The sequence below is a fragment of the Brevundimonas sp. FV1ye7S genome (assembly GCF_058680995.1).
In genome coordinates this window covers 1,708,023-1,734,075 of record NZ_CM178726.1, presented here as the reverse complement: position 1 = coordinate 1,734,075, position 26,053 = coordinate 1,708,023, and the positions used below count along the sequence as shown (strand labels likewise).

General features: G+C 66.3%; 28 protein-coding genes. 7 read left to right on the top strand and 21 right to left on the bottom strand.

All coding sequences use genetic code 11. The annotated features are described in order from the left end of the window. Window positions 1-76: 76 nt before the first annotated feature. From ACW18C_RS08320 to ACW18C_RS08310, 3 genes are all read left to right on the top strand, one after another. The gene (locus ACW18C_RS08320) at window positions 77-2,434 is read left to right on the top strand and encodes an ATP-dependent helicase (RefSeq protein ID WP_492070459.1); all 2,358 of its coding nucleotides are present in this window, start codon (window positions 77-79) and stop codon (window positions 2,432-2,434) included. Window positions 2,435-2,515: 81 nt separating this feature from the next. Beyond that, a complete protein-coding gene (locus tag ACW18C_RS08315; protein WP_035305984.1) occupies window positions 2,516-3,607 on the top strand; it encodes a PLP-dependent cysteine synthase family protein in 1,092 nt (363 codons plus the stop codon). Between the two features lie 79 nt (window positions 3,608-3,686). Further along, a complete protein-coding gene (locus tag ACW18C_RS08310) occupies window positions 3,687-3,869 on the top strand; it encodes a DUF3606 domain-containing protein (RefSeq protein ID WP_008259491.1) in 183 nt (60 codons plus the stop codon). A gap of 13 nt (window positions 3,870-3,882) precedes the next feature. Here ACW18C_RS08310 and ACW18C_RS08305 read toward each other — a convergent pair whose 3' ends face one another. The 16 genes from ACW18C_RS08305 to lipA all read right to left on the bottom strand — a co-directional run bounded on the left by ACW18C_RS08305 (window position 3,883) and on the right by lipA (window position 16,971). Next, complete coding sequence (locus ACW18C_RS08305; protein WP_492070458.1) at window positions 3,883-4,446, bottom strand: hypothetical protein; 564 nt, start codon at window positions 4,444-4,446, stop codon at window positions 3,883-3,885. 2 nt (window positions 4,447-4,448) lie between these two features. Beyond that, a complete protein-coding gene (gene lpdA / locus ACW18C_RS08300; protein WP_492070457.1) occupies window positions 4,449-5,855 on the bottom strand; it encodes a dihydrolipoyl dehydrogenase in 1,407 nt (468 codons plus the stop codon). Between the two features lie 2 nt (window positions 5,856-5,857). Beyond that, window positions 5,858-6,337 carry a glutathione peroxidase gene (locus ACW18C_RS08295; protein ID WP_492070456.1) on the bottom strand — a complete coding sequence of 160 codons (480 nt, stop codon included), beginning with the start codon at window positions 6,335-6,337 and terminating at the stop codon, window positions 5,858-5,860. Window positions 6,338-6,352: 15 nt separating this feature from the next. Beyond that, window positions 6,353-7,648: a pyruvate dehydrogenase complex dihydrolipoamide acetyltransferase gene (locus ACW18C_RS08290; protein ID WP_492070455.1), complete on the bottom strand. Its 1,296-nt coding sequence runs from the start codon at window positions 7,646-7,648 to the stop codon at window positions 6,353-6,355. Next, window positions 7,648-7,965, bottom strand: a complete 318-nt coding sequence (locus tag ACW18C_RS08285) for a DUF5076 domain-containing protein (protein ID WP_492070454.1) — start codon at window positions 7,963-7,965, stop codon at window positions 7,648-7,650. The genes ACW18C_RS08290 and ACW18C_RS08285 overlap by 1 nt, the downstream gene beginning before the upstream one ends. Further along, window positions 7,962-9,332, bottom strand: a complete 1,371-nt coding sequence (locus tag ACW18C_RS08280) for a pyruvate dehydrogenase complex E1 component subunit beta (RefSeq protein WP_492070453.1) — start codon at window positions 9,330-9,332, stop codon at window positions 7,962-7,964. The genes ACW18C_RS08285 and ACW18C_RS08280 overlap by 4 nt, the downstream gene beginning before the upstream one ends. A gap of 3 nt (window positions 9,333-9,335) precedes the next feature. Further along, on the bottom strand, window positions 9,336-10,364 hold the full coding sequence (pdhA, locus tag ACW18C_RS08275; protein ID WP_008260859.1) for a pyruvate dehydrogenase (acetyl-transferring) E1 component subunit alpha: 1,029 nt from the start codon (window positions 10,362-10,364) through the stop codon (window positions 9,336-9,338). A gap of 133 nt (window positions 10,365-10,497) precedes the next feature. Next, the gene (locus tag ACW18C_RS08270; RefSeq protein ID WP_035305970.1) at window positions 10,498-10,797 is read right to left on the bottom strand and encodes an FtsB family cell division protein; all 300 of its coding nucleotides are present in this window, start codon (window positions 10,795-10,797) and stop codon (window positions 10,498-10,500) included. A gap of 139 nt (window positions 10,798-10,936) precedes the next feature. After that, entirely contained in the window at window positions 10,937-12,214 is a 1,278-nt protein-coding gene (gene eno, locus ACW18C_RS08265) for a phosphopyruvate hydratase (protein ID WP_492070452.1), read from the bottom strand. An 89-nt stretch (window positions 12,215-12,303) separates the two neighbouring features. After that, the gene (locus ACW18C_RS08260; protein WP_492070451.1) at window positions 12,304-12,921 is read right to left on the bottom strand and encodes a hypothetical protein; all 618 of its coding nucleotides are present in this window, start codon (window positions 12,919-12,921) and stop codon (window positions 12,304-12,306) included. Window positions 12,922-13,030: 109 nt separating this feature from the next. Then, complete coding sequence (gene rpmF / locus ACW18C_RS08255; protein WP_035305966.1) at window positions 13,031-13,213, bottom strand: 50S ribosomal protein L32; 183 nt, start codon at window positions 13,211-13,213, stop codon at window positions 13,031-13,033. Window positions 13,214-13,358: 145 nt separating this feature from the next. Next, window positions 13,359-13,883 carry a GNAT family N-acetyltransferase gene (locus ACW18C_RS08250; RefSeq protein WP_492070450.1) on the bottom strand — a complete coding sequence of 175 codons (525 nt, stop codon included), beginning with the start codon at window positions 13,881-13,883 and terminating at the stop codon, window positions 13,359-13,361. Beyond that, window positions 13,880-14,440 (bottom strand): sugar O-acetyltransferase, encoded by a 561-nt coding sequence (locus ACW18C_RS08245; RefSeq protein WP_426025390.1) that lies wholly within the window; start codon window positions 14,438-14,440, stop codon window positions 13,880-13,882. Before ACW18C_RS08245 ends, ACW18C_RS08250 begins: the two co-directional genes overlap by 4 nt. Next, the gene (locus ACW18C_RS08240; protein ID WP_492070449.1) at window positions 14,437-15,552 is read right to left on the bottom strand and encodes an NAD(P)/FAD-dependent oxidoreductase; all 1,116 of its coding nucleotides are present in this window, start codon (window positions 15,550-15,552) and stop codon (window positions 14,437-14,439) included. Before ACW18C_RS08240 ends, ACW18C_RS08245 begins: the two co-directional genes overlap by 4 nt. After that, window positions 15,549-16,001, bottom strand: coding sequence for a type II toxin-antitoxin system RatA family toxin (locus ACW18C_RS08235; RefSeq protein WP_008260691.1), 453 nt, complete (start codon window positions 15,999-16,001; stop codon window positions 15,549-15,551). Before ACW18C_RS08235 ends, ACW18C_RS08240 begins: the two co-directional genes overlap by 4 nt. A gap of 7 nt (window positions 16,002-16,008) precedes the next feature. Then, window positions 16,009-16,971 carry a lipoyl synthase gene (gene lipA / locus ACW18C_RS08230; RefSeq protein WP_008262283.1) on the bottom strand — a complete coding sequence of 321 codons (963 nt, stop codon included), beginning with the start codon at window positions 16,969-16,971 and terminating at the stop codon, window positions 16,009-16,011. Window positions 16,972-17,142: 171 nt separating this feature from the next. On the opposite strand from lipA, the gene ACW18C_RS08225 reads away from it, so the two are divergent. Then, window positions 17,143-18,696 (top strand): AMP-binding protein, encoded by a 1,554-nt coding sequence (locus tag ACW18C_RS08225; RefSeq protein ID WP_492070448.1) that lies wholly within the window; start codon window positions 17,143-17,145, stop codon window positions 18,694-18,696. 5 nt (window positions 18,697-18,701) lie between these two features. On the opposite strand, the gene ygiD is transcribed toward ACW18C_RS08225, so the two are convergent. The 4 genes from ygiD to ACW18C_RS08205 all read right to left on the bottom strand — a co-directional run bounded on the left by ygiD (window position 18,702) and on the right by ACW18C_RS08205 (window position 21,454). Next, on the bottom strand, window positions 18,702-19,460 hold the full coding sequence (gene ygiD / locus ACW18C_RS08220; RefSeq protein WP_492070447.1) for a 4,5-DOPA-extradiol-dioxygenase: 759 nt from the start codon (window positions 19,458-19,460) through the stop codon (window positions 18,702-18,704). Window positions 19,461-19,464: 4 nt separating this feature from the next. Next, window positions 19,465-20,067: an NAD(P)H:quinone oxidoreductase gene (gene wrbA / locus ACW18C_RS08215; RefSeq protein ID WP_492070446.1), complete on the bottom strand. Its 603-nt coding sequence runs from the start codon at window positions 20,065-20,067 to the stop codon at window positions 19,465-19,467. Between the two features lie 95 nt (window positions 20,068-20,162). Beyond that, window positions 20,163-20,621, bottom strand: coding sequence for a hypothetical protein (locus ACW18C_RS08210; protein ID WP_492070445.1), 459 nt, complete (start codon window positions 20,619-20,621; stop codon window positions 20,163-20,165). After that, window positions 20,597-21,454, bottom strand: a complete 858-nt coding sequence (locus tag ACW18C_RS08205) for a D-alanyl-D-alanine carboxypeptidase family protein (RefSeq protein WP_492070444.1) — start codon at window positions 21,452-21,454, stop codon at window positions 20,597-20,599. Before ACW18C_RS08205 ends, ACW18C_RS08210 begins: the two co-directional genes overlap by 25 nt. Before the next feature lie 137 nt (window positions 21,455-21,591). Here ACW18C_RS08205 and ACW18C_RS08200 point away from each other — a divergent pair, with 137 nt between their 5' ends. From ACW18C_RS08200 to ACW18C_RS08190, 3 genes are read left to right on the top strand one after another with little or no spacing between them, the layout of a single operon-like run. Further along, window positions 21,592-22,950, top strand: a complete 1,359-nt coding sequence (locus ACW18C_RS08200) for an MFS transporter (RefSeq protein ID WP_492070443.1) — start codon at window positions 21,592-21,594, stop codon at window positions 22,948-22,950. 26 nt (window positions 22,951-22,976) lie between these two features. After that, the gene (gene mazG, locus ACW18C_RS08195) at window positions 22,977-23,741 is read left to right on the top strand and encodes a nucleoside triphosphate pyrophosphohydrolase (RefSeq protein ID WP_492073991.1); all 765 of its coding nucleotides are present in this window, start codon (window positions 22,977-22,979) and stop codon (window positions 23,739-23,741) included. Between the two features lie 8 nt (window positions 23,742-23,749). Continuing rightward, on the top strand, window positions 23,750-24,406 hold the full coding sequence (locus tag ACW18C_RS08190; RefSeq protein ID WP_492070442.1) for an HAD family hydrolase: 657 nt from the start codon (window positions 23,750-23,752) through the stop codon (window positions 24,404-24,406). 3 nt (window positions 24,407-24,409) lie between these two features. On the opposite strand, the gene ACW18C_RS08185 is transcribed toward ACW18C_RS08190, so the two are convergent. Next, window positions 24,410-26,050, bottom strand: a complete 1,641-nt coding sequence (locus tag ACW18C_RS08185; RefSeq protein ID WP_426025378.1) for a Na+/H+ antiporter — start codon at window positions 26,048-26,050, stop codon at window positions 24,410-24,412. Window positions 26,051-26,053: the final 3 nt, after the last annotated feature.

Here is a 26,053-nt window from a genome sequence, read left to right as displayed (position 1 = left end):
GGCGACGGCCCTGACATCGCCCTCCGGTCCCCTTATGTTCCGGTTTTGATTCTGCCTGCCGGATGTCTCAAAGCCTGTGACCGATCTTCCCGCCCCCCGCATCTCCGACCTGGCCCGCGCCCGAGCGCCCGACGGGGCGGGACCGCGCGACTATCTCGAAGGGCTGAATCCGGAACAACGCGAGGCGGTGGAAGCGACCGAGGGGCCGGTCCTGGTTCTGGCCGGCGCCGGCACCGGCAAGACGCGGGTGCTGACCACGCGGCTGGCGCACATCCTGGCGACCGGCCGGGCCAGGCCGTGGGAGTTGCTGGTCGTCACCTTCACCAACAAGGCCGCCCGCGAGATGCGCGAGCGGATCACCCATCTGATCGGTCCCTCGGCCGAAGGGTTGCGCTGGCTGGGCACCTTCCACTCCATCGCCGCCCAGATCCTGCGCCGTCACGCCGAACTGGTCGGGCTGAAGTCCAGCTTCACCATCCTGGACACCGACGACCAGGAAAGGGTGCTGAAACAGCTGCTGGAAGCCGCCAATATCGACACCAAGCGCTGGACGCCCAAGTCGCTGTCCGGCCTGATCGACCACTGGAAGAACCGCGGCTGGACGCCCGAGAAGCTGCCGCCGGGCGAGGATTTCGCCAACGGCAAGGGCCAGGGCCTGTACGCCGCCTATCAGGCCCGCCTGCGCAGCCTGAACGCCTGCGACTTCGGCGACCTGCTGCTGCACAACATCACCATCCTGTCCAAACATGCGGACCTGGCGGACGAATATCGCCGCCGCTTCCGCTACATTCTGGTGGACGAATATCAGGACACCAACGTCGCCCAGTATCTGTGGCTGCGGCTGCTGACGGCCTCGACCGGCAATGTCTGCTGCGTCGGCGACGACGACCAGTCGATCTACGGCTGGCGCGGGGCCGAGGTGGACAACATCCTGCGCTTCGAACGCGACTTCCCCGGCGCCAAGATCGTCAAGCTGGAGCGCAACTATCGCTCCACCAGCCATATCCTCGGCGCCGCCTCGGGCCTGATCGCCGCCAATCGCGACCGGCTGGGCAAGACCCTGTGGACCGAGGACGACAGCGGCGACAAGGTGCGGGTGCGCGGCGTCTGGGACGGCGAGGCCGAAGCCCGTCTGATCGCCGACGAGATCGAGACCGCGCGCCGTCCCCACGCGGGCGAGCCGGGGCTGAAATACAAGGACATGGCCATCCTGGTCCGCGCCTCGTTCCAGATGCGGGCGTTCGAAGAGCGGCTGGTCATGCTGGCCATCCCCTATGCCGTCATCGGCGGCCCCCGCTTCTTCGAACGGGCCGAAATCCGCGACGCCCACGCCTATATGCGGCTGATCCAGTCCGAGGACGACGATCTGGCCTTCGAGCGGATCGTCAATGTGCCCAAGCGCGGCATCGGCGACACCAGCGTACAGAAAATCCTGCAACTGGCCCGCCAACACGACCTGTCGGCCCTGACCGCCGTTCGCGGCCTGATCAACACCGACGAGCTTCAGGCCCGCACCCGCACCGCCCTGTCCAACTTCGTGCGCGACCTCGACCGCTGGCGCGCCCTGTCCGAGACCACGCCCCATTGGGAGGTCATGGAGACGGTGCTGGAGGAGAGCGGCTACACCGAGATGCAGAAGGCCGACCGGACCAGCGGCCAGACCCGATTGGACAACCTGAAGGAACTGACCCAGTCGATGCAGCAGTTTGAGACGCTGCAGGCCTATCTGGAGCACGTCTCCCTGGTCATGGACCTGGAGCGCGCCAACAGCGACGATCCGAACGGCGACGGGGCGGTCCAGATCATGACCCTGCACGGCGCCAAGGGGCTGGAGTTCCCGCTGGTCTTCCTGCCGGGCTGGGAGGAAGGCGTCTTCCCCAGCCAGCGCAGCATCGACGAAAAGGGCGAGAAGGGCCTCGAGGAGGAACGCCGCCTGGCCTATGTCGGCGTCACCCGCGCCAAACAGGACGCCCGCATCTCCTTCGCCGCCAACCGCCTGGTCTACGGCCGTTGGACCTCGCAACTGCCCAGCCGCTTCGTCGACGAACTGCCGATCGCCCACGTCGATCCCCAGTCCGACACCGGCTACTACGGCGCCTCCGCCGGCATGAAGGAGGCCAAGAGCCGCTGGGACGACGCGCCCAGCTTCGGCAGCGGCTATTCCTCCCCCGGCTGGAAACGCGCCCAGACTTTCACCGCCGCTCAGACGCCGAACAAGATCCCCGCCCGCAAGGCCGTGATCGAGGGCGACGGCCGCCTGATCGCCACCGCCGATCCCAAGTCCGGCTCCGGCTGGAAAAAGGGCGAACGCGTCTTCCACCAGAAGTTCGGCTACGGCCACGTCCGCGTCATCGAGGGCAACAAATTGCTGGTCGATTTTGAAAAGGCCGGCGAGAAACGGGTCATCGACAGTTTCGTGGAGAAGGCAGGTTAAAAGGGGCGGGCTTCATCCGCCTTTGCCGCCGGCCAAGCTTTGGCCTAAGCCATCGCCTTCCTGTCTTCGACCGAGTCCGCCATGTCCGCCCCTGCCCGTCCTACCGTCGATCGCGCCTGGTTGAGCTGGGCGATGCGGCGGATCGAGGCGGACTACAACCGCTCGGCCGACACCCATCTGATCCCGGTGGACATGCCGGCCCTGTCGGACATCGCCCTGTATCTGAAGGACGAATCCAGCCACCCGACCGGCAGCCTGAAGCACCGTCTGGCGCGGTCGCTGTTCCTCTATTCCCTCAGCAACGGCTGGATCGGCGAGGGCATGACCATTGTCGAGGCGTCCAGCGGCTCGACCGCCGTGTCCGAAGCCTATTTCGCCCGGATGCTGAACCTGCCCTTCATCGCCGTGGTGCCGCGCTCCACCGCCCAGGAGAAGATCGCAGCCATCGAATTCTATGGCGGCCGCTGCCATTTCGTGGACGTCCCGGGCCAGGCCTATTCGGAAAGCCAGCGGCTCGCCGACGAACTAGGCGGCCACTACATGGACCAGTTCACCTATGCCGAGCGGGCGACGGACTGGCGCGGCAACAACAATATCGCCGAGTCCATCTTCGCCCAGATGCGCCGCGAGCCCTGCCCCGTACCGCGCTGGATCGTGTGCGGTGCGGGCACCGGCGGAACCTCGGCGACCATCGGCCGGTTCGCCCGCTTCAACCGCCACGACACCCGGATCTGCGTGGCCGATCCGGAAGCCTCCGTGTTTCACCGTCACTGGGCCGATGCGACAGTCCAGACCAGCCTCGACCGTCCGTCCCTGATCGAGGGCATCGGCCGGGCGCGGGTCGAACCCTCCTTCATCCCCAGCTTGGTGGATCGGATGATCGTCGTGCCCGACGTCGCCTCCATCGCCGCCACGCGCGTGCTGAGCCGGCGTCTCGGCCGCCCCTGCGGCGGATCGACCGGCACCAACCTGTGGGCCTGTGTTCAGTTGGTTCAGGAAATGGCGCGCGCGGGCGAGTGCGGCTCGATCGTGTCCATCCTGTGCGACCACGGCGACCGCTACGCCTCCACCTATTTCGACGACGCCTGGATCGCCGCCCAGGGCCTGGACACCGCCCCGTGGGAGGCCCGCCTGGACGCCTTCTTCAAAACGGGAGTCCTGCCGGACGCCTGAACCGCCTGTTTCGTCGGGGCGGACAGGTCTAAGAAGGCCCAAGCGGCCGGACCGGTCAAAACCTCAACAGGAGCCGACCATGGCGGGACTAAAGGACAAGCGCGGCTTCATCGACAAGGACCGCATCGACCTGTCGGAGCGCCAGTCGGTCGAATACTGGATGAAGCGCTGGGGCGTGACCAGGGACCAGATCACCGCCGCCCACCGCAAGGTCGGCCGCATGACCAAGGACATCGCGGCGGAGCTGGGCAAGAAGCGCTGAGGATGATCCGCAGCTATTCAACGTCCCAAGCTATCCATGGCCGATTGAGCGACATGGGCAGTTCCATAAGATCGACCTCAGATGCTTTTGCTCGAAATGCTCGAGGTGGATCGTCCAGCGCATTGCGGTGCCACTTCACTTGCAATGAGATCCACGTGACGTAATGGCTGAGGTCCTTCATGCCTTCCTGCCATCTGCTCAGGTCAGCTAGGGTCAGTTCTCCTCGATCGATCTCAAGGCCATTCTTAGCGCGTCTTGCGTAGGTGAACGCACGTGGCGGATCGCCAGGAATGACGCAGGTCACGCGGTGCACGAACTGGTTTCGATACTCGCGAAGAATCGAGAATGCCTTTGTGGCCTGATCGACATGAGAAACGAGTGGCTCATCAACCCGGTCACGCGCTAGCGATCGGAGAGACTCGCATACGCTCTCGGAGCCCACACGCACCGAAATCACCGCTATCGCGTACGGGTCCGAAGACAGAGCCCCCAACAACTCGATGAAATCCGATTCCAAGCTGTTCCAGCTAGCGATCGCCACAGCGATCTCCGAATACATCTTGGTGACTTCGGTCATTGTCAGAGGTGGATCGTCCGCCCGTAGGCGTCCAGCGCCGCCTCGTGCATGGCTTCCGACATGGTCGGGTGCGGATAAACGATGCCGTGGATGTCCTCTTCCGTCGCCTCCATGGTGATGGCGGTGACATAGCCCTGGATCATCTCGGTGACTTCGTGGCCGATCATATGGGCGCCGATCAGGGCGCCGGTCTTGGCGTCGAAGATCACCTTGACGAAGCCGTCGATCTCGCCGGCGGCCACGGCCTTGCCGTTCACGCGGAACGGGAAGCGACCGATCTTGACCTCGCGCTTCTCGGCGCGGGCGGCCTGTTCGGTGACGCCGACCGAGGCGACCTGCGGCTGGGCGTAGGTGCAGCCGGCGATGGGCGAATGGACGTTCGGGGTCTTGTAGCCGGCGATATATTCGGCGGCGTGGATGCCTTCGTGGCTAGCCTTGTGCGCCAGCCAGGGCGCGCCGGCGCAGTCGCCGATGGCGAACAGGCCCTTGACGTTGGTCTGGCAGTGGCTGTCGGTCTTGATGTGGCCGCGGTCCAGTTCGACGCCCAGCGCCTCCAGGCCGATGCCGTCGGTGTTGGCGGTGATGCCCACGGCCGAGATACAGACCTCGGCCTCGAGCGACTCGGCCTTGCCGCCGACCTCGATGTCCACCTTCACGCCGGCGCCGGTCTTGGAGACCTTGGTCACCTTGGCGCCGAGCTTGAACTTGATGCCGCGCTTCTCGAACGACTTCTGGGCGGCCTTGGAGACCTCCTCGTCCTCGACCGGCATGATGCGCTCGACCGCCTCGACGACCGTCACCTCGGCGCCCAGGGCGCGATAGAAGCTGGCGAACTCGATGCCGATGGCGCCCGAGCCGATGACGACGAAGGACTTGGGCAGTTTCTTCGGCGCCAGGGCGTCGCGATAGGCCCAGATCTTGTCGCCGTCAGCCTCCAGGCCGATCTGCGGCAGGGCGCGCGCCCGCGCGCCGACGGCCAGCATGACCGCCTTGGCCTCGACCGTGCGCGAACCGCCGGCCTTCAGGGCGATGACGACCTTGGGCGCCGCAGCGCCCTTCTCCAGCTTGGCCGAGCCCTCGATCACCTCGATCTTGTTCTTCTTCATCAGGAAGGCGACGCCCTTGTTCATCGTCGCCGCGACCCCGCGCGAGCGCTGGATGATGGCGTCGAAGTCAAACGACGCGCCGGACGCCGACAGGCCGTATTCCTTCAGATGGCTCAGGCTCTCGAACTTCTCGCCCGACTTCAGCAGGGCCTTGGTCGGGATACAGCCCCAGTTCAGGCAGATGCCGCCCAGATTCTCGCGCTCGACGATGGCGACCTTCTGGCCCAGTTGGCTGGCGCGGATGGCCGCGACGTAACCGCCGGGGCCCGAGCCGATGACGACGAGATCGAATTCAGCAGCCATGATCAGATCAACTTCTCGATGTCGGCCTTGATGGCCTCGGGTTCTGTTTGCGGGGCGTAGCGGGCGACCACCCTGCCCTCGCGGTCGGTCAGGAACTTGGTGAAGTTCCACTTGATGGATTGCGAGCCGAGGAAGCCGCGCTTCTGCTGCGTCAGCCAAGCGTACAGCGGATGCCGGTTCGGCCCATTGACCTCCACCTTGTCGAACAGGGGGAAGGTCACGTCGAAACTGGTGGCGCAGAAGGCGGCGATCTCCGCCGCCCGCCCCGGCTCCTGGTCGCCGAACTGGTTGCAGGGAAAGCCCAGCACCTCGAACGGCCGGTCGGCAAACGTCCGGTGCAGCTTCTCCAGCCCGTCATACTGGCCGGTGAAACCGCACTTGGACGCCGTATTGACGATCAGCAGCGCCTGACCGCGGAAACGGTCCAGCGAAACCTCCGTGCCGTCGATGGCGCGGGCGGAGAAGTCATAGACCGAGGTCATGACCTCACCCTCCCCTTACGCCAGCATCGCGACGGGATCTTCGATCAGCGGCTTGAACGCCTGCAGGAAACGGGCGCCGGTCGCGCCGTCCACAACGCGATGATCGCAGGTCAGGGTCACGGTCATGACCGTGGCCGGCACGATCTGTCCGTTCTTGACGACCGCGCGCTGCTCGCCCGCGCCCACGCTCATGATACAGCCCTGGGGCTCATTGATGATCGAGGTGAACTGCTTGATGCCGAACATGCCCAGGTTGGACACCGAGAAGGTGCCGCCCTGGAACTCTTCGGGCTTCAGCTTGCGTTCGCGGGCGCGCTTGGCCAGGTCCTTGGACTCGGTCGCAATCTGGGCCAGCCCCTTGGTCTCGGCCTTGCGAATGATCGGGGTGATCAGGCCGCCGTCGATCGCCACCGCCATCGAGACGTCGGCGTTGTGGTGCATGGCGATGCCTTCGGGGGTGTAGGAGGCGTTCGCCTCCGGCACCATCTTCAGCGCCAGGGCCGCAGCCTTGATGATGAAGTCGTTGACCGAGACCTTGATCCCCTGCGGCTCCAGCATCTTGTTCACCTTGGCGCGAACCGCCATCAGCTGGTCGATCTCGCAGTCGATGAACAGTGGGAAGTGCGGCACGTTCTGGATGCTGTCGACCATGCGACGCGCCACGGCCTTCTTCATCCCGTCCAGCGGGATCAGGTCGTAGCTGCCGTCCGGTATTCCCATCTGGGCCAGCGACTGCACCTGACGCGGCGCAATGCCCGAAGTCGCGGCAGCGGCGGTCGTCGCGGCGGCGGGTTGGGCCGCGCCCTTGCCGGCGGCTTCGACGTCGCGCCTGACGATCCGGCCGTGCGGGCCCGTGCCCTTGACCGACTTCAGATCGACGCCGTTCTGGGCGGCGATGCGACGCGCCAGAGGCGACGAGAAGATGCGTTCGCCTCTTTCCGACTTCGGGGCGGCCGGAGCCGGCGCGACCGGTGCGGACGCCTTGGGCGCCTCGACTGCGGCCGGTGCGGCCTTCGGGGCCTCCTCAGCCTTGGCGGCCGGCTTTTCAGATTTCTGGGGCGCTGCAGCCCCGCCCTCGTCCTTCAGACGGGCGATGGGAGTGTTGACCTTCACCCCTTCCGTACCTTCGGCGACCAGGATGTCGGTGATCTCGCCCTCATCCACGGCCTCGACTTCCATCGTGGCCTTGTCGGTTTCGATCTCGGCGATCACGTCCCCGGCGGAGACGACGTCGCCCACCTTGACGTGCCACTTGGCCAGAACGCCCTCTTCCATGGTCGGAGACAGGGCGGGCATCAGGATATCGGTCATCAGGCGTTCCCCCCGGTATGCGTGGTCGGCTCAGCGACGGTGCGGACGTTCGCCGCCTTCACCACTTCGCTGATGCCTTCGAGGATGCGGTTGTAGGCCGCTGTTTCATCGTGATCGTGACGCACGGCGTACCCGTGGGCCATGTGACGCGCGGCATAGGCCAGCAGCCGCCCGAACTGGATCGGATCGCTGAAGGCGGGCTTCACCGACATCACCGGTTCTTCCTTCGACCACCACATGCGCAACACTTCGATAGCCTTGGGATCCGCCGCGACACTTTCCGGCGTCGTCAGCATGAACTCCGAAGCCTCGGTCACGCCATCACCTGCTTCACGGCTGCGATGATCTTGTCCACGCCCGGCAGCGACAGGGCTTCAAGATTGGCGGCGTAGGGCAGCGGCACGTCTTCCTGGTGCACCCGCAGCGGCGGAGCGTCCAGGTAGTCGAAGGCGTGTTCGATGACCCGCGCCACGACCTCGGCGCCGACGCCCATCGGACCCCAGCCCTCTTCGGCCGAAACCAGACGGCTGGTCTTCTTGACGCTCTCGACGATGGTCTCGTGATCCAGCGGACGCAGGGTGCGCAGGTCCACGACCTCGCACTCGATCCCTTCCTCGGCCAGCTTCTCGGCGGCCTGGAGGGCGAAGCCGACCATGCGGCTGTGCGCCGTGATGGTGACGTCCCTGCCTTCGCGACGGACCTTGGCCTTGCCGATCGGCACGACATAGTCCTCGATCTCCGGCACGTCGAACTCGAGCCCGTACATCATCTCATGCTCGAGGAAGACGACGGGGTTCGGGTCGCGGATCGCGGCCTTCAGCAGGCCCTTGGCGTCGGCCGCGTCATAGGGCGCGACGACCTTCAGGCCCGGCACCTGGGCGTACCAGGCCGAATAGTCCTGGCTGTGCTGGGCGCCGACGCGCGAGGCGGCGCCATTGGGGCCGCGGAAGACGATGGGCGCGCGGATCTGACCGCCCGACATGTACAGGGTCTTGGCGGCCGAGTTGATGATGTGGTCGATCGCCTGCATGGCGAAGTTGAACGTCATGAACTCGACGATGGGCTTCAGCCCTGCCATGGCCGCGCCGACGCCCAGACCGGCGAAGCCGTGCTCGGTGATCGGGGTGTCGACGACGCGCTGGTCGCCGAACTCCTGCAGCAGCTCGCGGCTGACCTTGTAGGCGCCCTGATACTGGGCGACTTCCTCGCCGATCAGGAAGACCTTGTCGTCGCGGCGCATCTCTTCGGCCATGGCGTCGCGCAGGGCGTCGCGGATGGTCGTCTTGACCAGTTTGGCGTCGGCCGGGATTTCCGGATCGCGCAGTTCGACCTTGGGGGTCGAGGTCTGGGCCGGCGCCTTCTCGGGATCGCCGGTCTTGCCTTCGGCGGTCGCCTTGGGCGCATCGGCCTGGGCCTCAGCCTTGGGCGCGGGCGCAGCCGCGCCGTCTTCGCCGGCCAGACGCGCGATCGGCGTATTGACCTTCACGTTCTCCGAGCCCTCGGCGACCAGGATTTCCAGCACTTCGCCTTCATCCACGGCCTCGACTTCCATCGTGGCCTTGTCGGTTTCGATCTCGGCGATCACCTGGCCGGCCGACACGGTGTCGCCTGCCTTGATGTGCCATTTGGTCAGCGTGCCCTCTTCCATCGTGGGGGACAGCGCCGGCATGAGGATGTCGGTCACGGATCAGGCCTCCACGTAGACGTCGGTATAGAGCTCGGACGGATCGGGTTCCGGGCTCTCTTGGGCGAATTGAACGGCCTCGGCGACGATGGCCTTGATCTCGTTATCGATGGCCTTCAGCTCGTCTTCCGTCGCATTGGCGGCGGCCAGCAGGGTCTTGATGTGGTCGATCGGGTCGCGGGTCTTCTTGACCTCGTCCACCTCTTCCTTGGTCCGGTATTTGGCCGGATCGGACATCGAGTGACCGCGATAACGGTAGGTCTTGACCTCGAGGATGTAGGGCCCCTCGCCGGCGCGGGCGCGCTCGACGGCCTTCTTGACCGCGTCGCGGACGGCCAGAACATCCATGCCGTCCACCTGCTCGCCCGGAATGCCGAAGCTGGCGCCGCGCTGGCTAAGCTGGGTCGTGGACGACGAGCGCTCGATGCTCGTGCCCATGGCGTACTGGTTGTTCTCGATGATGTAGATGGCCGGCAGCTTCCACAGCTGGGCCATGTTGAAGCTCTCGTAAACCTGCCCCTGGTTCGATGCGCCGTCGCCGAAATAGACGAAGGCCACCGAATCATCGCCGCGGTACTTGCCGGCGAAGGCCAGGCCCGTGCCCAGCGACACCTGGGCGCCGACGATGCCGTGACCGCCGTAGAAGCCGGTCGGCACGTCGAACATGTGCATCGAACCGCCCTTGCCGCGCGACGAACCGCCGATGCGGCCGGTCAGTTCGGCCATGACTTCCTTGGGATCCATGCCGGCGGCCAGCATGTGGCCGTGGTCGCGGTAGCCCGTGATGATCTTGTCGTGGCCCTGTCTGACGCTCTCCTGAACGCCGACGGCCACGGCTTCCTGGCCGATATACAGGTGGCAGAAGCCCCCGATCAGACCCATGCCGTACAGCTGGCCCGCACGCTCCTCGAAGCGGCGGATGAGAACCATCTCGCGGTAAAAGCGGAGGAGGTCCTCCTTGGACGCCGAAGGCGTGTTTGAAAGCTTGTCAGGCGCAGTGGTCTGAGCGGCTTTGGCTGGGGCTTTCGCCATCCGGCATCTCCCGGCTAGGCGTCGGGAAGCGACGCCTTCTTATCGTTACGGAAGGGGGCTTTAGCAGCCTTCCTTCCCGGAACGCAAAGGGGTGCGGGCTCGACTGTAACAATAGTTCAAGCGGCGAAGGTTTTCATCCCTGAACGGGTTGCGCCGGAACGCGGATCACATAGTCGCGCGGGTCCGAAAAGCCGAGAACGGCGCGTGCGCGCTCCTCCAGCAAGTCCTTCGACAGGCTGTCGGTGCGGAGATAACGCACCCGCGTCTCAAGGTCGCGGCGCTGTTCTGTGAGATGGGCGAGCTGGTTCTCACGCCGCCCCATCAGGGCGTCACGCGACGATCCGCTCAGCAGGCCCCGCTCGCCCGTCAGAGCCTGAACGCCCAGATAGGCGAGCAGCAACAACAGGGCGAGGGACAGGCGGTAAGGTTTCATCCGTTCGGGCACGACCGACGCTCCTTCTGAGCGCGAAAAACACAGTTCAGGAACCGTGCCCGAAAATGCCTAACAAAATGTAGCTTGACCGTAAGGAAGTCGACGAAGAACGCTGATTCTTCGCCGACAATTCACAGGTTTAGCGCAGCAGCATGCCGTCGCCGAAATAGACGGCCTGGTCGCCCAGCATCTCTTCCAGGCGCAGCAGCTGATTGTATTTCGCCACCCGGTCCGAGCGGGCCAGCGAGCCGGTCTTGATCTGCCCGCAGTTGGTGGCGACGGCCAGGTCGGCGATGGTCGAATCCTCGGTCTCGCCCGAACGGTGGCTCATCACGGCGGTGTAGCCGGCGCGGTGGGCCATATCGACGGCGTCCAGGGTCTCGGACAGGGTGCCGATCTGGTTGACCTTGATCAGGATGGAGTTGGCCAGGCCCTCGCCGATGCCTGCGGCCAGACGCGCGGGGTTGGTCACGAACAGGTCGTCGCCGACCAGTTGGACCCGGTCGCCCAGACGCTCGGTCAGCAGGCGCCAGCCGTCGAAATCGTCCTCGGCCATGGCGTCCTCGATCGAGACGATCGGGAACCGCTCGCACAGGTCCACCAGATAGGCGGCCATGCCCTCGGCGTCGACGGTCTTGCCTTCGCCCGCCATGACGTATTTGCCGTCCTTAAAGAACTCGGTCGAGGCGACGTCCAGACCCAGGTGGAAGTCCTCGCCGGCCAGATAACCGGCCGCCTGGCCCGCCTTGGTGATGAAGCTCAGGGCTTCTTCGGCCGAGGCCAGGTTCGGGGCGAAGCCGCCCTCGTCGCCGACGTTGGTGTTATGGCCGGCGTCCTTCAGCTGCTTCTTCAGGGCGTGGAAGATCTCCGCGCCCATGCGCAGGGCGTCGGTGAAGGTCTCAGCCCCGGTCGGCAGGATCATGAACTCCTGGATGTCGATCGGATTGTCGGCATGGGCGCCGCCGTTGATGATGTTCATCATCGGCGTCGGCAGGACGCGAGCCGAGACGCCGCCGATATAGCGGTGCAGCGGCAGGCCGGCCGAAATGGCGCTGGCCTTGGCCGCGGCCAGGGACACGCCCAGGATGGCGTTGGCGCCCAGACGGGCCTTGTTGGGCGTGCCGTCCAGGTTGATCATCGCCTCGTCGATACGGCGTTGATCCTCGGCGTCCATGCCGGACAGGGCGTCGAAGATCTCGCCGTTGACGGCGTCGACCGCCTTCTGCACGCCCTTGCCGCCCCACAGATCCTTGTCGCCGTCGCGCAGTTCGACGGCTTCGTGAGCGCCGGTCGAAGCGCCCGACGGCACAGAGGCGCGACCGAATGAGCCGTCATCCAGGATCACGTCGACTTCCACCGTCGGATTGCCCCGGCTGTCGAGGATCTGGCGGGCGACGATGTCGGCGATGTCGGTCATGGCTCGGCTCTTTGGCTCAGGCGGAAAACAGGTCCGAGGGGTTTAGACGTCTCCCCGCGAATCGCCAATGCCTGCGTCGCCCTTGGTCATCAGGAACAGCCCTCGACCAGTTGAATGGACGGATCGCCGGCGTGGATCATCATCACCTTGCCGTCGGAGCCGACCTCGTAGCGGATCCCGCGCGCGGCCGGATCGGTCACATAGGTCGTCGATCCGCCGCGCGACCAGACGAACAGGTCCTCCGCCGGCGCCGCCTGATACTTGTGCGATTGGGCGAAGACGGCGCCGCCATAGGCCTGTTTGATCGCCATGCCCGTGTCGCCGACGCCGAACCCGCGGTCGGTCTTGATCGTCGCGTCGCGCGCGGCGGTGATACGGGTCAGCACGCCGTTCTGGATCATGACGCGCACATCCTTGGGCGCATCGACCGGATGAAACTCGTCGCAGGTCTCCGGATCGGCCCCGCCGACGGCGTTTGGTTGGGAATCCTCGCCCCATACCTGGACCAGCTCGGCGCGCGTCATGCCGATTCGCGCCGCCCCCAGACCATCGGCCGTCAGGGTCGAAGCATTGGCCGGCGGCGGCGGCGGCGCTTCGGCCGGCGCAGGAGCCGCAGCGGAAGGCGGCTGGGCCACGGGGTCGTCACGGCGTTCGCAGGCGGCGAGTGTGAGCAGCGCAAGTGCGCTGACGGTGGCGAAACGGATCATGGGCGTGCGTCCTTCTGAGAAGCTTCACAGCACAGAACGCACGAAAACGGCGCGCGGGTGACCGCGCGCCGTAATAAACTTCGTCCGGTCGAAACCGGGCCGTGGAAGACTAGTCTTCCTTCGGCGTGATGACCTGGCGACCGCGATAGGTGCCGGTCTTCAGGTCGATATGGTGGGGGCGCTTCAGCTCGCCGGTGTCCTTGTCCTCGACATAGACATTCGAGCTCAGGGCGTCGTGGGCGCGGCGCATGTTGCGACGCGAGGGGGATACTTTCCGCTTCGGAACGGCCATGTCCGTCTCAATCTTCTAAGTCGGGCGCCGCCCAGAGCCGAAGCCTGATCAAGCGCGAAAACGATAGCGGCGGCCCCGGTCCTTCGTGAGAAGAACGCCGAGCCGCCACGCGAGGCGCGGCTTATGCATGAACCGCACGACGATTTCAAGGCGTCTTGAGCGACTTCCAGCGATCACGGTCCAGCCCGAAGTAAAGACTGTCCATCCAGACGCCCCCAACCTGCCAGGTCCGGCTGGCGGCCCCCGTCTGTTCGAAGCCCAAACGCCCCAGCAGGCGAATGGACGCCGCATTGGAGGGGTCCACGTCGGCGGTGATCGCATCGATATCCCGCGTGACCATGACATGATCGATCACGGCGGTCAGCGCCTCCTTCGCCAGCCCTCGCCCCCAATAGTCGGGATGCAGGATGTAGCCGATCTCTGGCAGCCGCCAGAACCCCGCCTTGCCGATGACTCGGCCTTGCGCCTCAATGACGAAATCGTCGCTGGTTTCCGGGGCGGCGGCGATCACGCTCTCCAGCCACTCCGCCGTCTTTTCCCTGGCCGCATGCGGCGTGGTCGACCACCACCGCATCGCTTCCGGAGATGAAAAGACCTGATGCAGATCATCGACATCGTCCGGCCTCGCCCGTCGCAGAATCAGGCGCGGCGTGACGAGTTGAGAGATCATTGCGCGGCGTTCCGCGTCAGGTGTTTGACCACCTTGGCCGGGTTGCCGACCACGACGACGTCGGGCGGCACGTCCCTGGTCACGACGCTGCCTGCTCCGACGACGGCGCGATCGCCGATCGTCACGCCCGCCAGAACGATCGCCCCGCCGCCGATCCACACATCGTCGCCGATCGTGATCGGTCGAGCGGATTCCAGCCCTCGCCGCTCGACGGCGTCCAACGGATGTTCCGGCGTCAACAACTGCACCCCTGGGCCGGCCTGAAAATTGTCGCCGATTCGAATTTCGGCGCAGTCCAGAAAGACGCTGTTGGCGTTGACGAAGGCGTTCGCTCCGAACTGGATATTGACGCCATAGTCGCAGAAGAAGCCCGGCATGATGATCGCCCCGCCGTCGGCCGCGCGCACAAGTTCATTGACCAGGACGCGGCGCTTGTCGCGATCCGGCTCTGTATTGATGGCGATGGTCAGGCCCACGGCGCGGGCGCGGCCGTCGCGCAGGTCCGGGTCGCCCGGATTGTACGGCAGGCCCGCCAGCATCTTCTCGCGCTCGGTCACGACGGGCTCGTCAGGGTCTTGGCCACCGCCTCGCCTATCGCCAGCGAACTGGTCAGGCCGGGGCTTTCTATACCGAACAGGGCCATCAGCCCCTCGATCCCGTGGTGCTCGACGCCGTGCAGTTGGAAGTCCGGCTGCGGTTCGCCCGGACCATGCAGCTTCGGCCGGATCCCGGCGTAGTCGGGCGTCAGGGCGCCGTCGGGCAGGCCGGGCCAGAAGCGGCGGATATAGGCGGCGAACACCTGCGCCTTGGCCGGATCGACCGAATAGTCCTCGGTCTCGACATAGGCCAGGTCGGGGCCGAACACGGCCTGCCCGCCCAGATCCTTGCGATAATGCGTGCCCAGGGCGCCGGGAATCGGCGGCGGATAGATCAGTCGGTCGAACGGCGCCTTGCCGACCAGCCGGAAGTAGACGCCCTTGCCGAAATGGCCGGCGGGAATGTCGCCAGCCGGATAGCCCTCGACGGCCGCCGCGACGGCCTGCGCCGACAGGCCAGGCGCCGTCACCAGCAGGCGGCTGGAGACCTCCATCGCCCCCTCCCCGCCCACGCGGATCGTGAAGCCGCCGCCCGGCCGCGATTCAGCGCCCTCGAACGGGGCCGACACCACGACCGATCCGCCCGCGTCCTCGATCTCGCCCTGCAGGGCCAGCATATAGCCGTGGCTGTCGAACAGACCGCTCTCGGGCGACAGGATAGCGGCGTGGGCGTTCAGCTCTGGCTCCAGCGCCCGCGCCTGGGCGCCGGTCAGATGCGCCAGTCCCTCGACCCCATTGGCCGTCGCCTGTTCGAAAATGGCCTCGATCCGCTGGACTTCGGCCTCTTGCGTGGCCACGACCAGCTTGCCGCACTTCCGATGGTCGATCTTGCGGCTGACCAGGAAGTCATAAAGCGCCCGCCGCCCCTCGACGCAGAACCGCGCCTTCAGCGAACCCGACGGATAATAGAGGCCGCCGTGGATGACCTCGGAATTGCGCGACGAGACGCCCTGGCCGATGTGGCCTTCCTTCTCCAGCACCAGCACCGTCAGCCCTCGTTTCGACAACGCCCGACCGCAGGCCAGGCCCACGGCCCCGGCGCCCACGACGGTCGCGTCGAAATCGAAACTCATCGGCCGCCGTACCTCCGCTTCGCCTCGCCCTCGAAACAACCGATCAGCTTTTCCACCGCCCGGTCGAAGTTGGCCGACAGCATCAGGTCCAGCATCCGCGACTTGAAGGCGAAGTCGATCATGAACTCCAGCCGCGCGCCGTCGGGATGCGGGAAAAACTCCCACCGGTTCTTCAGATGTTTGAACGGCCCGCGCAACAGGCCGACCTCGACCTTGGGCGCATTGCGATCATGCCGGACCCAGGTGGAGAACCGCTCCTTCAGGAAGGAGAAGCCGACCCCGGCCTCGGCGTCCAGCACGGAGACGCCCTCGCCTTCGGCCCGCTCGTTCCAGACCCGCATCGACGTGACCCAGGGCACGAAGTCGGGATAGGCGCGCACGTCGGCGACCAGATCGGCAAGCTGTTCGGGCGCATAGGGAAGGATGCGCGTTACGCGGTGGACGGCCATTCGAACCTTAGCGGCGCAGCTGCGCCTCACGCGCGGCCTTCAGCCGGGCGAAGTCGTCGCCGGCGTGGTGCGACGAGCGCGTCAGCGGCGACGAGGACACCATCAGGAAGCCCTTGGCCCGGGCGATCGCCTCATAGGCCTTGAACTCTTCCGGCGTGACGAACCGGTCGATGGCGGCGTGTTTGCGCGTCGGCTGCAGGTACTGGCCGATGGTGATGAAGTCGACGCCGGCGGACCGCATGTCGTCCATCACCTGCATGACCTCTTCCTTGGTCTCGCCCAGGCCGACCATGATGCCGGACTTGGTGAACTGTTCCGGGTCGCGCTCCTTGACCATCTGCAACAGGCGCAGGGAATGGAAGTAGCGAGCGCCGGGCCGGATCTTCAGATACAGGCGCGGAACGGTCTCGAGGTTGTGGTTGAAGACGTCGGGCTTGGCGTCGATCATCACTGCGGCGGCGCCGTCCTTGCGCAGGAAGTCGGGCGTCAGGATCTCGATGGTCGTCTTCGGCGCCTGAAGGCGGATCTGGCGCACCACTTCGGCGAAATGGGCCGCGCCGCCGTCCGCCACGTCGTCGCGATCGACCGAGGTGATCACCACATGGTTCAGGGCCATCTGCGACACCGCAAGCCCGACCTTGCCCGGCTCCTCCGGGTCCAGCGGCTGGGGCAGGCCCGTCTTGACGTTGCAGAAGGCGCAGGCCCGCGTGCAGGTGTCGCCCATGATCATCAGGGTGGCCTGCTTCTGGCTCCAGCACTCGCCGATGTTCGGGCAGGCCGCCTCTTCACAGACCGTATGCAGCCCTTTGGAGCGGACAATGTCCTTGGTGGCGTTGTATTCGCCCGAGCCGGGCGCCTTGACGCGCAGCCAGTCGGGCTTTTTCAGAACCACCGACTCCGGGCGGTTCTGTTTTTCGGGGTGGCGCAGCTCCGACGGCTTGCGCTGAAGGGTGTCGATCAGGGTGACCATGGCCGGTATTTCGGCCTTCCGCGCCCCGATGGCAAGCCACGGCCGGTTACAGATGATGGCGCGCTTGGGAACTCACGCCGCGTAACCTATCTTTTCAAGACACCGTCGCGTCATTAATGACGGACGCCCGACAACAGAGAGGGCCTCTCGCGCCCTCCGCAGGAGACGCGTTTGCGCCAGGCCCTGGATTCCTCGCTGTACGACACCACGCTGATCGACGCGCTGATCGACGCGCGCGCCCGGTTCGGGGACAAGGAAATTCTGGAGGACCAGGATCGCCACCCCCTCACCTACACCGGCCTGATCCGCGCCGCCTTCGTCCTGGGGCGCAAGATCGCGAACATGACCGATCCGGGCGAGCGGGTCGCCATCCTGCTGCCCTCGTCCATGGGCGTGGTCGTCACCTTCTTCGGCCTGCACGCCCACGGCCGCGTGCCGGTCATGCTGAACTTCACCGCGGGCGAGACAAATCTGAAGGCGGCGATCAAGGCCTCGGGCGTCAAGAAGGTCCTGACCGCCAAACGCTTCATCGATCAGGCCAAGCTGGACGACCTGATCGTCGAGCTGAAGACGGTGGCCGAGGTCGTCTGGCTGGATGACGTGCGCAAGACCATCGGCCTGGCCGACAAGCTGTACGGCCTCAGCGCCGGCGTTGCGCCCAAGCGGTTCCGCGTCAAGACCGACCCGGACGCGCCCGGCGTGGTCCTGTTCACCTCGGGCAGTTTCGGAACGCCCAAGGGCGTGGTCCTGAGCCAGAGGAACCTTGTCGCCAACGCCCGTCAGGTCGCGGCCCATATCGACCTGCTGCCGGAATGGGTGATGTTCAATCCCCTGCCCACCTTCCACTGTTTTGGGCTGACCGGCGGGGTCATCCTGCCGCTGCTTCAAGGCTTGAAGGCCTTCCAGTATCCGTCGCCGCTGCACGCCAAACAGATCACCGACCTGCTGCCCCAGGTGAAGGCCTCGATCCTGTTCGCGACCGACACCTTCCTGAATCAGTATGGCCGCGTCGCCGAGGCGGACGACTTCGCCACCCTGAAGTTTGTGGTCGCCGGCGCCGAAAAGGTGCGCCAGGAAACCCGCAACCTGTTCAACTCAAAATTCGGCGGCGTCGAACTGCTGGAGGGCTATGGCGCGACCGAAGCCTCGCCGGTCGTCGCCGTCAATCACCCGGATCGCAACGCCCCCGGCACGGTGGGCCAGATTCTGCCCGGCATCGACTGGAAGCTGGAGCCGGTGGAGGGCATCGCGGACGGCGGCCGCCTGTATCTGAGGGGCCCCAATGTGATGAGCGGCTACGTCACCTCGGCCGAGCCCCTGGAATGGTCCCCGGTCGAGGACGGCTGGCTGGACACCGGCGACATCGTCGATGTGGACGCCGAGGGCTATGTCACCATCAAGGGCCGCGCCAAACGCTTCGCCAAGATCGGCGGCGAAATGGTCTCCCTGACGGCGGTCGAAGGCATCGCCGGCGCGGTCTGGCCGGACCAGCGCCACGCCGTCGTCTCCATTCCCGACACCCGCAAGGGCGAAAAACTGGTCCTGGTCACTGACCACGCCGAGGCCGAGGTCGCGCCCCTGGCCGAATGGGCCCGCTCGAACGGGGCCCCCGAACTGATCGTGCCCAAGAAGATCGTCAAGGTCGCCGAGGTTCCAGTCCTGGGCAGCGGCAAGACGGACTATGTCGCGATCCAGAAAATGGTCGAGGCGGAAAAGGCGGCCTGACCGCCCTACCCGATCCGCACCCCCGTCATCGAAATCGACCCGCCGTCGATGCTGTCGTTGAAGAAGGACACCGGCTCGCCCGGCGTCTGCTGGGCGGCGATATAGAGCACCGGCAGGTAGTGTTCGTCAGTCGGCACGCTCAGCTGGGCGTCCTCGGCCAGGCCGACCCAGTCGATCAGGGCTTCGTGGTCGCCGACCACAAAGGCCTGTTTGACCGCCTCATTGAAGCCGGTCGCCCAGGCGTAGGGCTCGGCCCCCGCATCGCGCTTCCAGGTCCGCAGATTGTGGACGAAGTCGCCCGAGCCGGCGATGACGATTCCCTCGTCCCGCAGCGGCCGCAGGGCCTTGGCCAGTTCATAATGCTGGCGCGCCGTCAGTTCGCGATTCAAGGACAGCTGCACCACCGGCACGTCGGCGTCCGGCCACACATGGCACAGCACCGACCAGGTCCCGTGATCCAGGCCCCATTGTTGCGTCTGGACCGCGCCCGTCAGCTCCGCCACTCGGGCCGCCAGTTCGGGCGACCCGGGCGCGGGATACTGAAACGCGTGAAGCTCAGGCGGAAAATTCCCGAAATCATGGATGGTTTCGGGCCGTTCCTGCGCCGTAACGCCCAGCCCGCGCGTCTCCCAGTGGGCGGAGATCATCACCACCCCCTTGGGCTTGCCGATGTCTTCACCCAACCCGCGCCAGGCGGCCCCGAAGGGACCGCCAAGCGCGTTCATGGGCGAGCCGTGGCCGAAGAAGACGGCGGGCTGGCGCATCGGATCAGCCGAACTGCTTCTTGGCGATCTCGGCGATGTGCTTGCCCTGGAAGCGGGCGCCGTCCAGGTCGATCTGGCTGGGCATGCGCGACCCGTCGCCCTTGGTCAGGGTGGTGGCGCCATAGGGGCTGCCGCCGACGATCTCGTCCATATTCATCTGGCCCTGGAAGGCATAGGGCAGGCCGACAACGATCAACCCATGGTGCATCAGGGTCTGGATCAGGCCCATCAGGGTGGTTTCCTGGCCGCCGTGCTGGGTCGCGGTCGAGGTGAAGGCGCCGCCGACCTTGCCCACCAGGGCGCCGTTGAACCACAGGCCGCCGGTCTGATCGAGGAAGTTGCGCATCTGCGAGGCGACGGTGCCGAAGCGGGTGCCGGCGCCGATGATGATCGCGTCATAGTTCGCCAGATCCTCGACCTTGGCGATGGGGGCCGCCTGATCCAGCTTGTAGCCCGACGCCTTGGCCAGTTCGTCCGGCACCAGTTCGGGCACGCGCTTGATGTCGACGACGGCGCCTTCGACTTCGCGCGCGCCTTCGGCGACGGCTTCGGCCATGGCTTCGATATGACCGTAGGTGGAGTGATAGAGGACGAGAATCTTGGGCATGGGGAGGCTCCATTGAATGACAGGCCGTCATTCGCAACAACGACCGTTGCTAACTTGGCGTGTCCATCCTGCCCTTGCAAGCCCTCGGGCGGGTTTCACCGCACGAAGGGACAAACCGCATCATAGAATGCGCGGGTCCCGGGCGTTTCGCCGCCGCGCAGGCCGTGAAAGCGATGCTCCATCACCATGGCCTGCTGCTCGATATTCAGCGAATCCCAGCGGCAGTCCGGATCGGCTGAATAGGCGTAGGCGGCGGCGCTGTCGCCCGCCTTCAGCTTGGCGAACAGCAGATTCACCCCCTGCTGCGCCTGCCAGACATGGGTCAGTTCGTGCACCAGCACGCCTTGAATCTGCTGCGACGCCTGGCCGAAGTCCGTCTGAAACGCCCGTCTGGGCCAGACGATCCAGTCGCGCCCGAACCAGCGGCCGGCGACGAAGGCGCGCCCGAAGGGCCAGGCGATCAACCGGATTCGATCCAGACGAAGCGCCGAACCGAACGCCTCACGCGCCAGGCCGGCCTCCCCTTCGGTCAAGGCGCGAATGATGGATCCCACGGCCGCACATACTCCCAATGCCAGGGCTCATAGACATAGGGTACGAACCCGAACCGCCCGGCGTTGGCGACCAGCCAGCGATAGGTCGCCGACCGCGCCATATGTTCGCGGCTGGCGGCCGCGGTCGAATCGACCCCCCGCCCCGGCGCCTGACCGACATAGAGATCGACGGCCGTCCCCGTCCGATGCGGCGAACAGACGGCGCGCCGCAGGCCGTCGCAATTGCCCTGCTGGGCGCAGCGCGCGGCGTCCGCCTCTGGATCGCGGAAGCCGGAAAAGATCTGCAGCAGTTCGGGATCGGCCGCGACCTCGGGAACCTCGGCGCGGGCGGCGGCGACCATCCGGCGATAGGCGTCCAGAACGTCGCGTCGCAACAGGCGCGTCAGCCGGTCGGCGTGTTCCTCGGATTCGACCAGATAGCCCAATTGGTTGATCGGCGGCGGGTCGGGGCATTCCTGGCGGGTGCGGGCCATGACGAACGGCCGACGCTCCTGCCACAGCCCCCGCAGGACCTGAAAGGTCGACGCATCGAACAGGCCGGTCGGCGCTAGGCCATGGGTCTGCTGGAAGCCCGCTAGTTGCGAGGCGAAGATCGGCGTGCCCGGACCGCAAGTCGTGTGCAGTTCGCGCTGGATCAGGGGAACATAGGTCCGCCACCCCCATTCGGTCGCCCCGAACGGGATCCATTCCATCGCGTAAGCCGAGGCGGCGTTGGCCAGGGCCTGTCCGCCCCAGACGTCGGCGTTGGTGTGACAGGGCCCAGCCGCACGCGCGCCGCCGGCCGCAGCCAGGACGAAACAGACCGACAGACAGGCAATAAGGTTTCGCCACATGCCGAACAGCAAGCCCCAAGCCGGTCGCTGGAGCAAGCACAGAGAGACCGCAGCGCCCAAATCCGACTCCGCGTCCGTCCGTAAAGCTGCGATGGTGAACCGGCCCGACTCATCCGGGCTGTCCTCGGACCCGCTGCATGACCGTCGCCGCCGCGCCCCGTCGCTCCAACGCCGTGCTCGCCGCCTTCTCCGGCCCCTGCCTGCCGCTGGCGGCCTTCGGCGTCGCCCTGCCCGTCACTCTGCCGGAATTCTACGCCACCTACGTCGGACTCGAGCTGGGCGTGGTCGCGGCCGTCTTCATGGCCGTGCGTCTGATCGACATCGTCTTCGACCCCTTCATCGGCTGGGGCATGGACAAGACCAGGACCCGGTTCGGCCGCTACCGCCCCTGGATGGCGATCTCGACGCCGATGCTGATGCTGGCCGCCTTCATGATGTTCGTCGTGGTCCAGCCCGGCGCGCCGCCCATCTATCTGTTCGGCTGGCTGCTGTTCCTCTACCTCGGCTTCTCCATCGGCACCCTGGGCCAACTGGGCTGGGCCGCCGTCCTCGCGCCCCAGTATGATCAGCGCAGCCGCGTCTACGGCTGGTGGCAGGTGTTCAACATCATCGGGGTGGTGCTGATCCTGGTCCTGCCGACCGTGGTGGTCCAGACCGGCATCGGGACCTATGCCGACGGGGTGCGGATCATGGGCTGGGCCATCGTCATCGCCTTGCCCGTCACCATCGGCCTGGCCATGGTCGCCGTGCCCGAGCCCGTCACCGCCGGCGACCAGCCGCACGGCAGCCTGAGCGCCTATCTGACGCTGCTGAAGACGCCCGTCGTGCAGAAACTGCTGATCGCCGACCTGCTGCTGGGCGTAGCGCCGGGCATCACCGGCTCGCTGCTGTTCTTCTTCTTCGGCCAGATCCGCGGCTACGACCACACCGAGGCCGGCCTGTTCATGCTGTTCTACTTCGTCGCCGGCCTGTGCGGCGCGCCCTTCTGGGCCTGGCTGGCGACACGCGTCGGCAAGGACCGCGGCCTGGCGATCGCCAGCCTCGTCTCGGCCGTTCTGTATGTCGGCGCCACCCTGGTCCCCGGTGGAAACTTCGTCCTGACCGCCGTCGTCATGTTCATCGCCGGCCTGCCCTACGCCGCCGGCCTGTTCCTGACCCGCGCCATGATGGCCGACGCCGGAGACCAGGAAAGGTTCGAGACCGGCGTCGACCGCACCGGCCTGATGCTGTCCATCCTCTCGGCCACCACCAAGATCGGCCACGTCGTCGCCCTCGTGCCCTATCTGATCCTCCAGCAGGTCGGCTTCCGCGCCGTCCCCGGCCTCGCCGGCAACAGCGAGACAGCCCTGCTTACGCTCCAGATCCTGTTCATCCTGGTTCCCGGCGTGCTGCTGGTGCTGGCGAGCTGGGTGCTGAAGAACTATCCGCTGACGGCGGCGCGTCACAACGAGATCCGCCAGGCCCTCGACGCCCGCGACGCGGAGGCTCGAGCGTGAGGCCCATCGACCGCCTGCTCGGCGTCATGGAACGGCTGCGCGACCCGGACGGCGGCTGCCCCTGGGACGTGGAGCAGACCTTCGCCACCATCGCCCCCTATACGATCGAGGAGGCCTACGAGGTCGCCGACGCCATCGAGCGCAACGACCTGAACGAGCTGAAAGGCGAGCTGGGCGACCTGCTGTTCCAGGTCGTCTTCCATGCCCGCATGGCCGAGGAACAGGGCTTGTTCGCCTTCGACGACGTGGTCACGGCCATCGCCGACAAGCTGGAACGCCGCCACCCCCACGTCTTTGGCGATGAAGCGCAGCGCACCTCGAAAGAACAGACCGTCGCCTGGGAAACCATCAAGGCCGCCGAACGCAAGGACCGCAAGAAGCCCGGCGTCCTCGACGACGTCCCCGTCGGCCTGCCCGCCCTGACCCGCGCCGCCAAACTGACCAAGCGCGCCGGTCGCGTCGGCTTCGACTGGCCCTCGACCGACGAAGTGTTCGACAAGCTGGCCGAAGAGGTTGCGGAACTGCGCGTCGAGATCGCGGCCGGCGACATGGCCAAGGCGCGCGAGGAGTTGGGCGACCTATTGTTCGTCGTGGCCAACCTGGCCCGCAAGCTGGACGTCGAGCCCGAGGACGCCCTGCGCGCCACCAACGCCAAGTTCGTGCGCCGCTTCGGCTTCATCGAGGCGGAACTGGCCAAGGACGGCCGCACCCCCGACCAATCGACGCTGGAGGAGATGGACCGCCTCTGGGACGCCGCAAAGGTCGCCGAGAAGGCCAGCTCCCCATCCTGAGCCCGCGCATGCCCTACGACCTGATCATCTTCGACTATGACGGCGTCGTCGCCGACAGCGAGGTGCTGAACAGCACCGTCATGGCCGAGCAACTGACCGCCATCGGCCTGCCCACCAGCCTGGACGATGTCCTCGCCGCCTATACGGGCAAACGCTGGCGCGACAACCGCCCGGCGGTCGAGGCCGCCTTGGGCCGGCCATGTCCCGAGGACTTCCACACCACCTGGTTCGCCACCTGCCGCGCCCGCGCACCGATCCATCTGAAGCCCGTCCCCGGCATGATCGACTTCGTCACCGCCCGGTCCGAGGCCCGCTGCATCGCCTCGTCCAGCGGCCCCGACTGGATCGGCGTCGGCCTGGACCTGTTCGGCCTGACCAATCATTTCGACGGCGCCGTCTTCACCGGCCTGGTGGTCGAGCGCGGCAAACCCCACCCCGACATCTTCCTGCACGCCGCCGACAGCATGAGCGTCGATCCGTCCCGCGTCCTGGTGATCGAAGACAGCGAGGCGGGCGTCACAGCGGGCGTCGCGGCCGGGATGACGGTGGTCGGCCTGACGGCGGGCGGCCATATCCGCGACGGACACGCCGAACGCCTGGTCGCGCGCGGCGCACACCACATCGCCGAAAGCTACGCGGCTGTCGCGGCGTTCATGGATCGCTGACCGCTAAAGATACCGCAATTCCTGTAGATCCACTTCACGGATCATCTTGCGCGCGGCGACCTCGTCCAGTTGACGCGCCCGCGCCAACCGCCCCAGTTCTTCTCGCTCGGCCGCCAGACCGGCCAGCCACAGTCGGCGTTCCACAGCGTCGATCTTGCGCGCCACGACCGCGTCATCCTCGTCGGTGCGGGTATGGGTCTCGATGCGGCGGCGATAGACTTCCATGATCCGGCTGGCGACATCGGAATAGAGATCGGGGTTGGTCTTGCCCTCGGCCATGGCGTGGGAGGCGTCCTCGACGGCGCGCAGGGCGGCAGAAGCAGCTGCGACCCGCCCCCGGTCCTCCTCTCGTTCCTGCGACGGTTCGGGCGGCAGTTCGACCCCCTTCATCAGGCGCGGCAGGGCGAAGGTCGCCACCAGCAGAGAAACAATGATCACCCCCGCCGCCAGGAAGATGGCCAGGTTGCGCGACGGCATCGGCGATCCGTCGCCCAGGACGAACGGCAGGGTCAATATGCCCGCCAGGGTGATGGCCCCGCGCACGCCCGCCAGCGACATCACCAGGGTCAGGCGCAAGCCCACCTTGGCGGGCGGGCCGCGATGGCGCCGCCGGAACAGGGTCAGCTTCAGCGAGGTCCAGACCCAGACGAACCGCATGACCGCCAGTGCGGCGACGATGGTGAACACATAGACGGCCAGCCACCAGACTTCCGGCCGACTGGTGCCCCGCACCACCTCGGCCGCCCGCGCCAGGATCGACGGCATCTGTTCGCCCAGGATGACGAAGATGATGCCGTTGGCGACGAACTGGACCGTGTCCCACACTACGCCGCGCCGAATTCGGGTCATGGCCAGGGACTGGCCTCCGATCCCGCCGCCCCGCTCGGTGAAGCTCATGGTCACGCCCGCCGCCACCGCCGCCAGGATGCCGGAGGCGTGCAGTTCTTCAGCGACCAGATAGGCGGCGAAGGGGATCAACAGGCTGACCAAAATCTGCGCCCCGACGTCCTCGCCCCAGCGGCGACTGACGAAACCCTTGGCGTAACTGATGGCCATGGTGACCAGAACGCCTGTCACCACGCCGACCAGGGCCAGCCAGGCGAAGGATCCGATGGCGCTGCCGATCGAGAAGGCGCCGGTCGTGGCCGCAACCACCGCGATCCTCATACAGGTCAGGCCGGTGGCGTCGTTCAACAGCGACTCGCCCTCCAGGATGTGCATCAACCGTTTGGGAATCGGCGCCCGGGCGGCGATGGCCTGAACCGCGATGGGGTCGGTCGGCGACAGGATGGCGGCCAGGGCGAAAGCCACCGCCAGCGGCATCTCCGGGATCATCCACCAGATCAGGAAGCCCAGACCGATGACGGTGAACAGGACCAGGCCCAGGGCCAGCTCCAGGATCACCGCCCGGTCGCGGAACAGCGCCTCCTTGGGGATGCGCCAGCCGTCCAGAAACAGCAGGGGCGGCAGGAACAGGAGGAAGAAGATGTCCGGCTCCAGATCCACCGTCGTGCCTGTCGCCAGCACGATGGCGGCCCCCAGGCCGATCTGCACCAAAGGCAAGGCGATGCGCGTGATCCGCGCGACCGAGCCCGACACCACGACGGCCAGAAGCAGCAGCAGGACGGTCTCGATCAGATGCATAGG

Coding starts and splice junctions, on each gene's coding strand:
- wrbA (WP_492070446.1), bottom strand. CDS start 20,067: ATGCCCAAGATTCTCGTCCTCTATCACTCCACCTACGGTCATATCGAA.
- ACW18C_RS08205 (WP_492070444.1), bottom strand. CDS start 21,454: ATGTGGCGAAACCTTATTGCCTGTCTGTCGGTCTGTTTCGTCCTGGCT.
- eno (WP_492070452.1), bottom strand. CDS start 12,214: ATGACCGACATCGCCGACATCGTCGCCCGCCAGATCCTCGACAGCCGG.
- ACW18C_RS08305 (WP_492070458.1), bottom strand. CDS start 4,446: ATGACCGAAGTCACCAAGATGTATTCGGAGATCGCTGTGGCGATCGCT.
- ACW18C_RS08250 (WP_492070450.1), bottom strand. CDS start 13,883: ATGATCTCTCAACTCGTCACGCCGCGCCTGATTCTGCGACGGGCGAGG.
- ACW18C_RS08235 (WP_008260691.1), bottom strand. CDS start 16,001: ATGGCCGTCCACCGCGTAACGCGCATCCTTCCCTATGCGCCCGAACAG.
- lipA (WP_008262283.1), bottom strand. CDS start 16,971: ATGGTCACCCTGATCGACACCCTTCAGCGCAAGCCGTCGGAGCTGCGC.
- rpmF (WP_035305966.1), bottom strand. CDS start 13,213: ATGGCCGTTCCGAAGCGGAAAGTATCCCCCTCGCGTCGCAACATGCGC.
- ACW18C_RS08295 (WP_492070456.1), bottom strand. CDS start 6,337: ATGACCTCGGTCTATGACTTCTCCGCCCGCGCCATCGACGGCACGGAG.
- pdhA (WP_008260859.1), bottom strand. CDS start 10,364: ATGGCGAAAGCCCCAGCCAAAGCCGCTCAGACCACTGCGCCTGACAAG.
- ACW18C_RS08310 (WP_008259491.1), top strand. CDS start 3,687: ATGGCGGGACTAAAGGACAAGCGCGGCTTCATCGACAAGGACCGCATC.
- mazG (WP_492073991.1), top strand. CDS start 22,977: ATGGAACGGCTGCGCGACCCGGACGGCGGCTGCCCCTGGGACGTGGAG.
- ACW18C_RS08240 (WP_492070449.1), bottom strand. CDS start 15,552: ATGAGTTTCGATTTCGACGCGACCGTCGTGGGCGCCGGGGCCGTGGGC.
- ACW18C_RS08200 (WP_492070443.1), top strand. CDS start 21,592: ATGACCGTCGCCGCCGCGCCCCGTCGCTCCAACGCCGTGCTCGCCGCC.
- lpdA (WP_492070457.1), bottom strand. CDS start 5,855: ATGGCTGCTGAATTCGATCTCGTCGTCATCGGCTCGGGCCCCGGCGGT.
- ACW18C_RS08190 (WP_492070442.1), top strand. CDS start 23,750: ATGCCCTACGACCTGATCATCTTCGACTATGACGGCGTCGTCGCCGAC.
- ACW18C_RS08260 (WP_492070451.1), bottom strand. CDS start 12,921: ATGATCCGTTTCGCCACCGTCAGCGCACTTGCGCTGCTCACACTCGCC.
- ACW18C_RS08315 (WP_035305984.1), top strand. CDS start 2,516: ATGTCCGCCCCTGCCCGTCCTACCGTCGATCGCGCCTGGTTGAGCTGG.
- ygiD (WP_492070447.1), bottom strand. CDS start 19,460: ATGCGCCAGCCCGCCGTCTTCTTCGGCCACGGCTCGCCCATGAACGCG.
- ACW18C_RS08270 (WP_035305970.1), bottom strand. CDS start 10,797: ATGAAACCTTACCGCCTGTCCCTCGCCCTGTTGTTGCTGCTCGCCTAT.
- ACW18C_RS08290 (WP_492070455.1), bottom strand. CDS start 7,648: ATGACCGATATCCTGATGCCCGCCCTGTCTCCGACCATGGAAGAGGGC.
- ACW18C_RS08185 (WP_426025378.1), bottom strand. CDS start 26,050: ATGCATCTGATCGAGACCGTCCTGCTGCTGCTTCTGGCCGTCGTGGTG.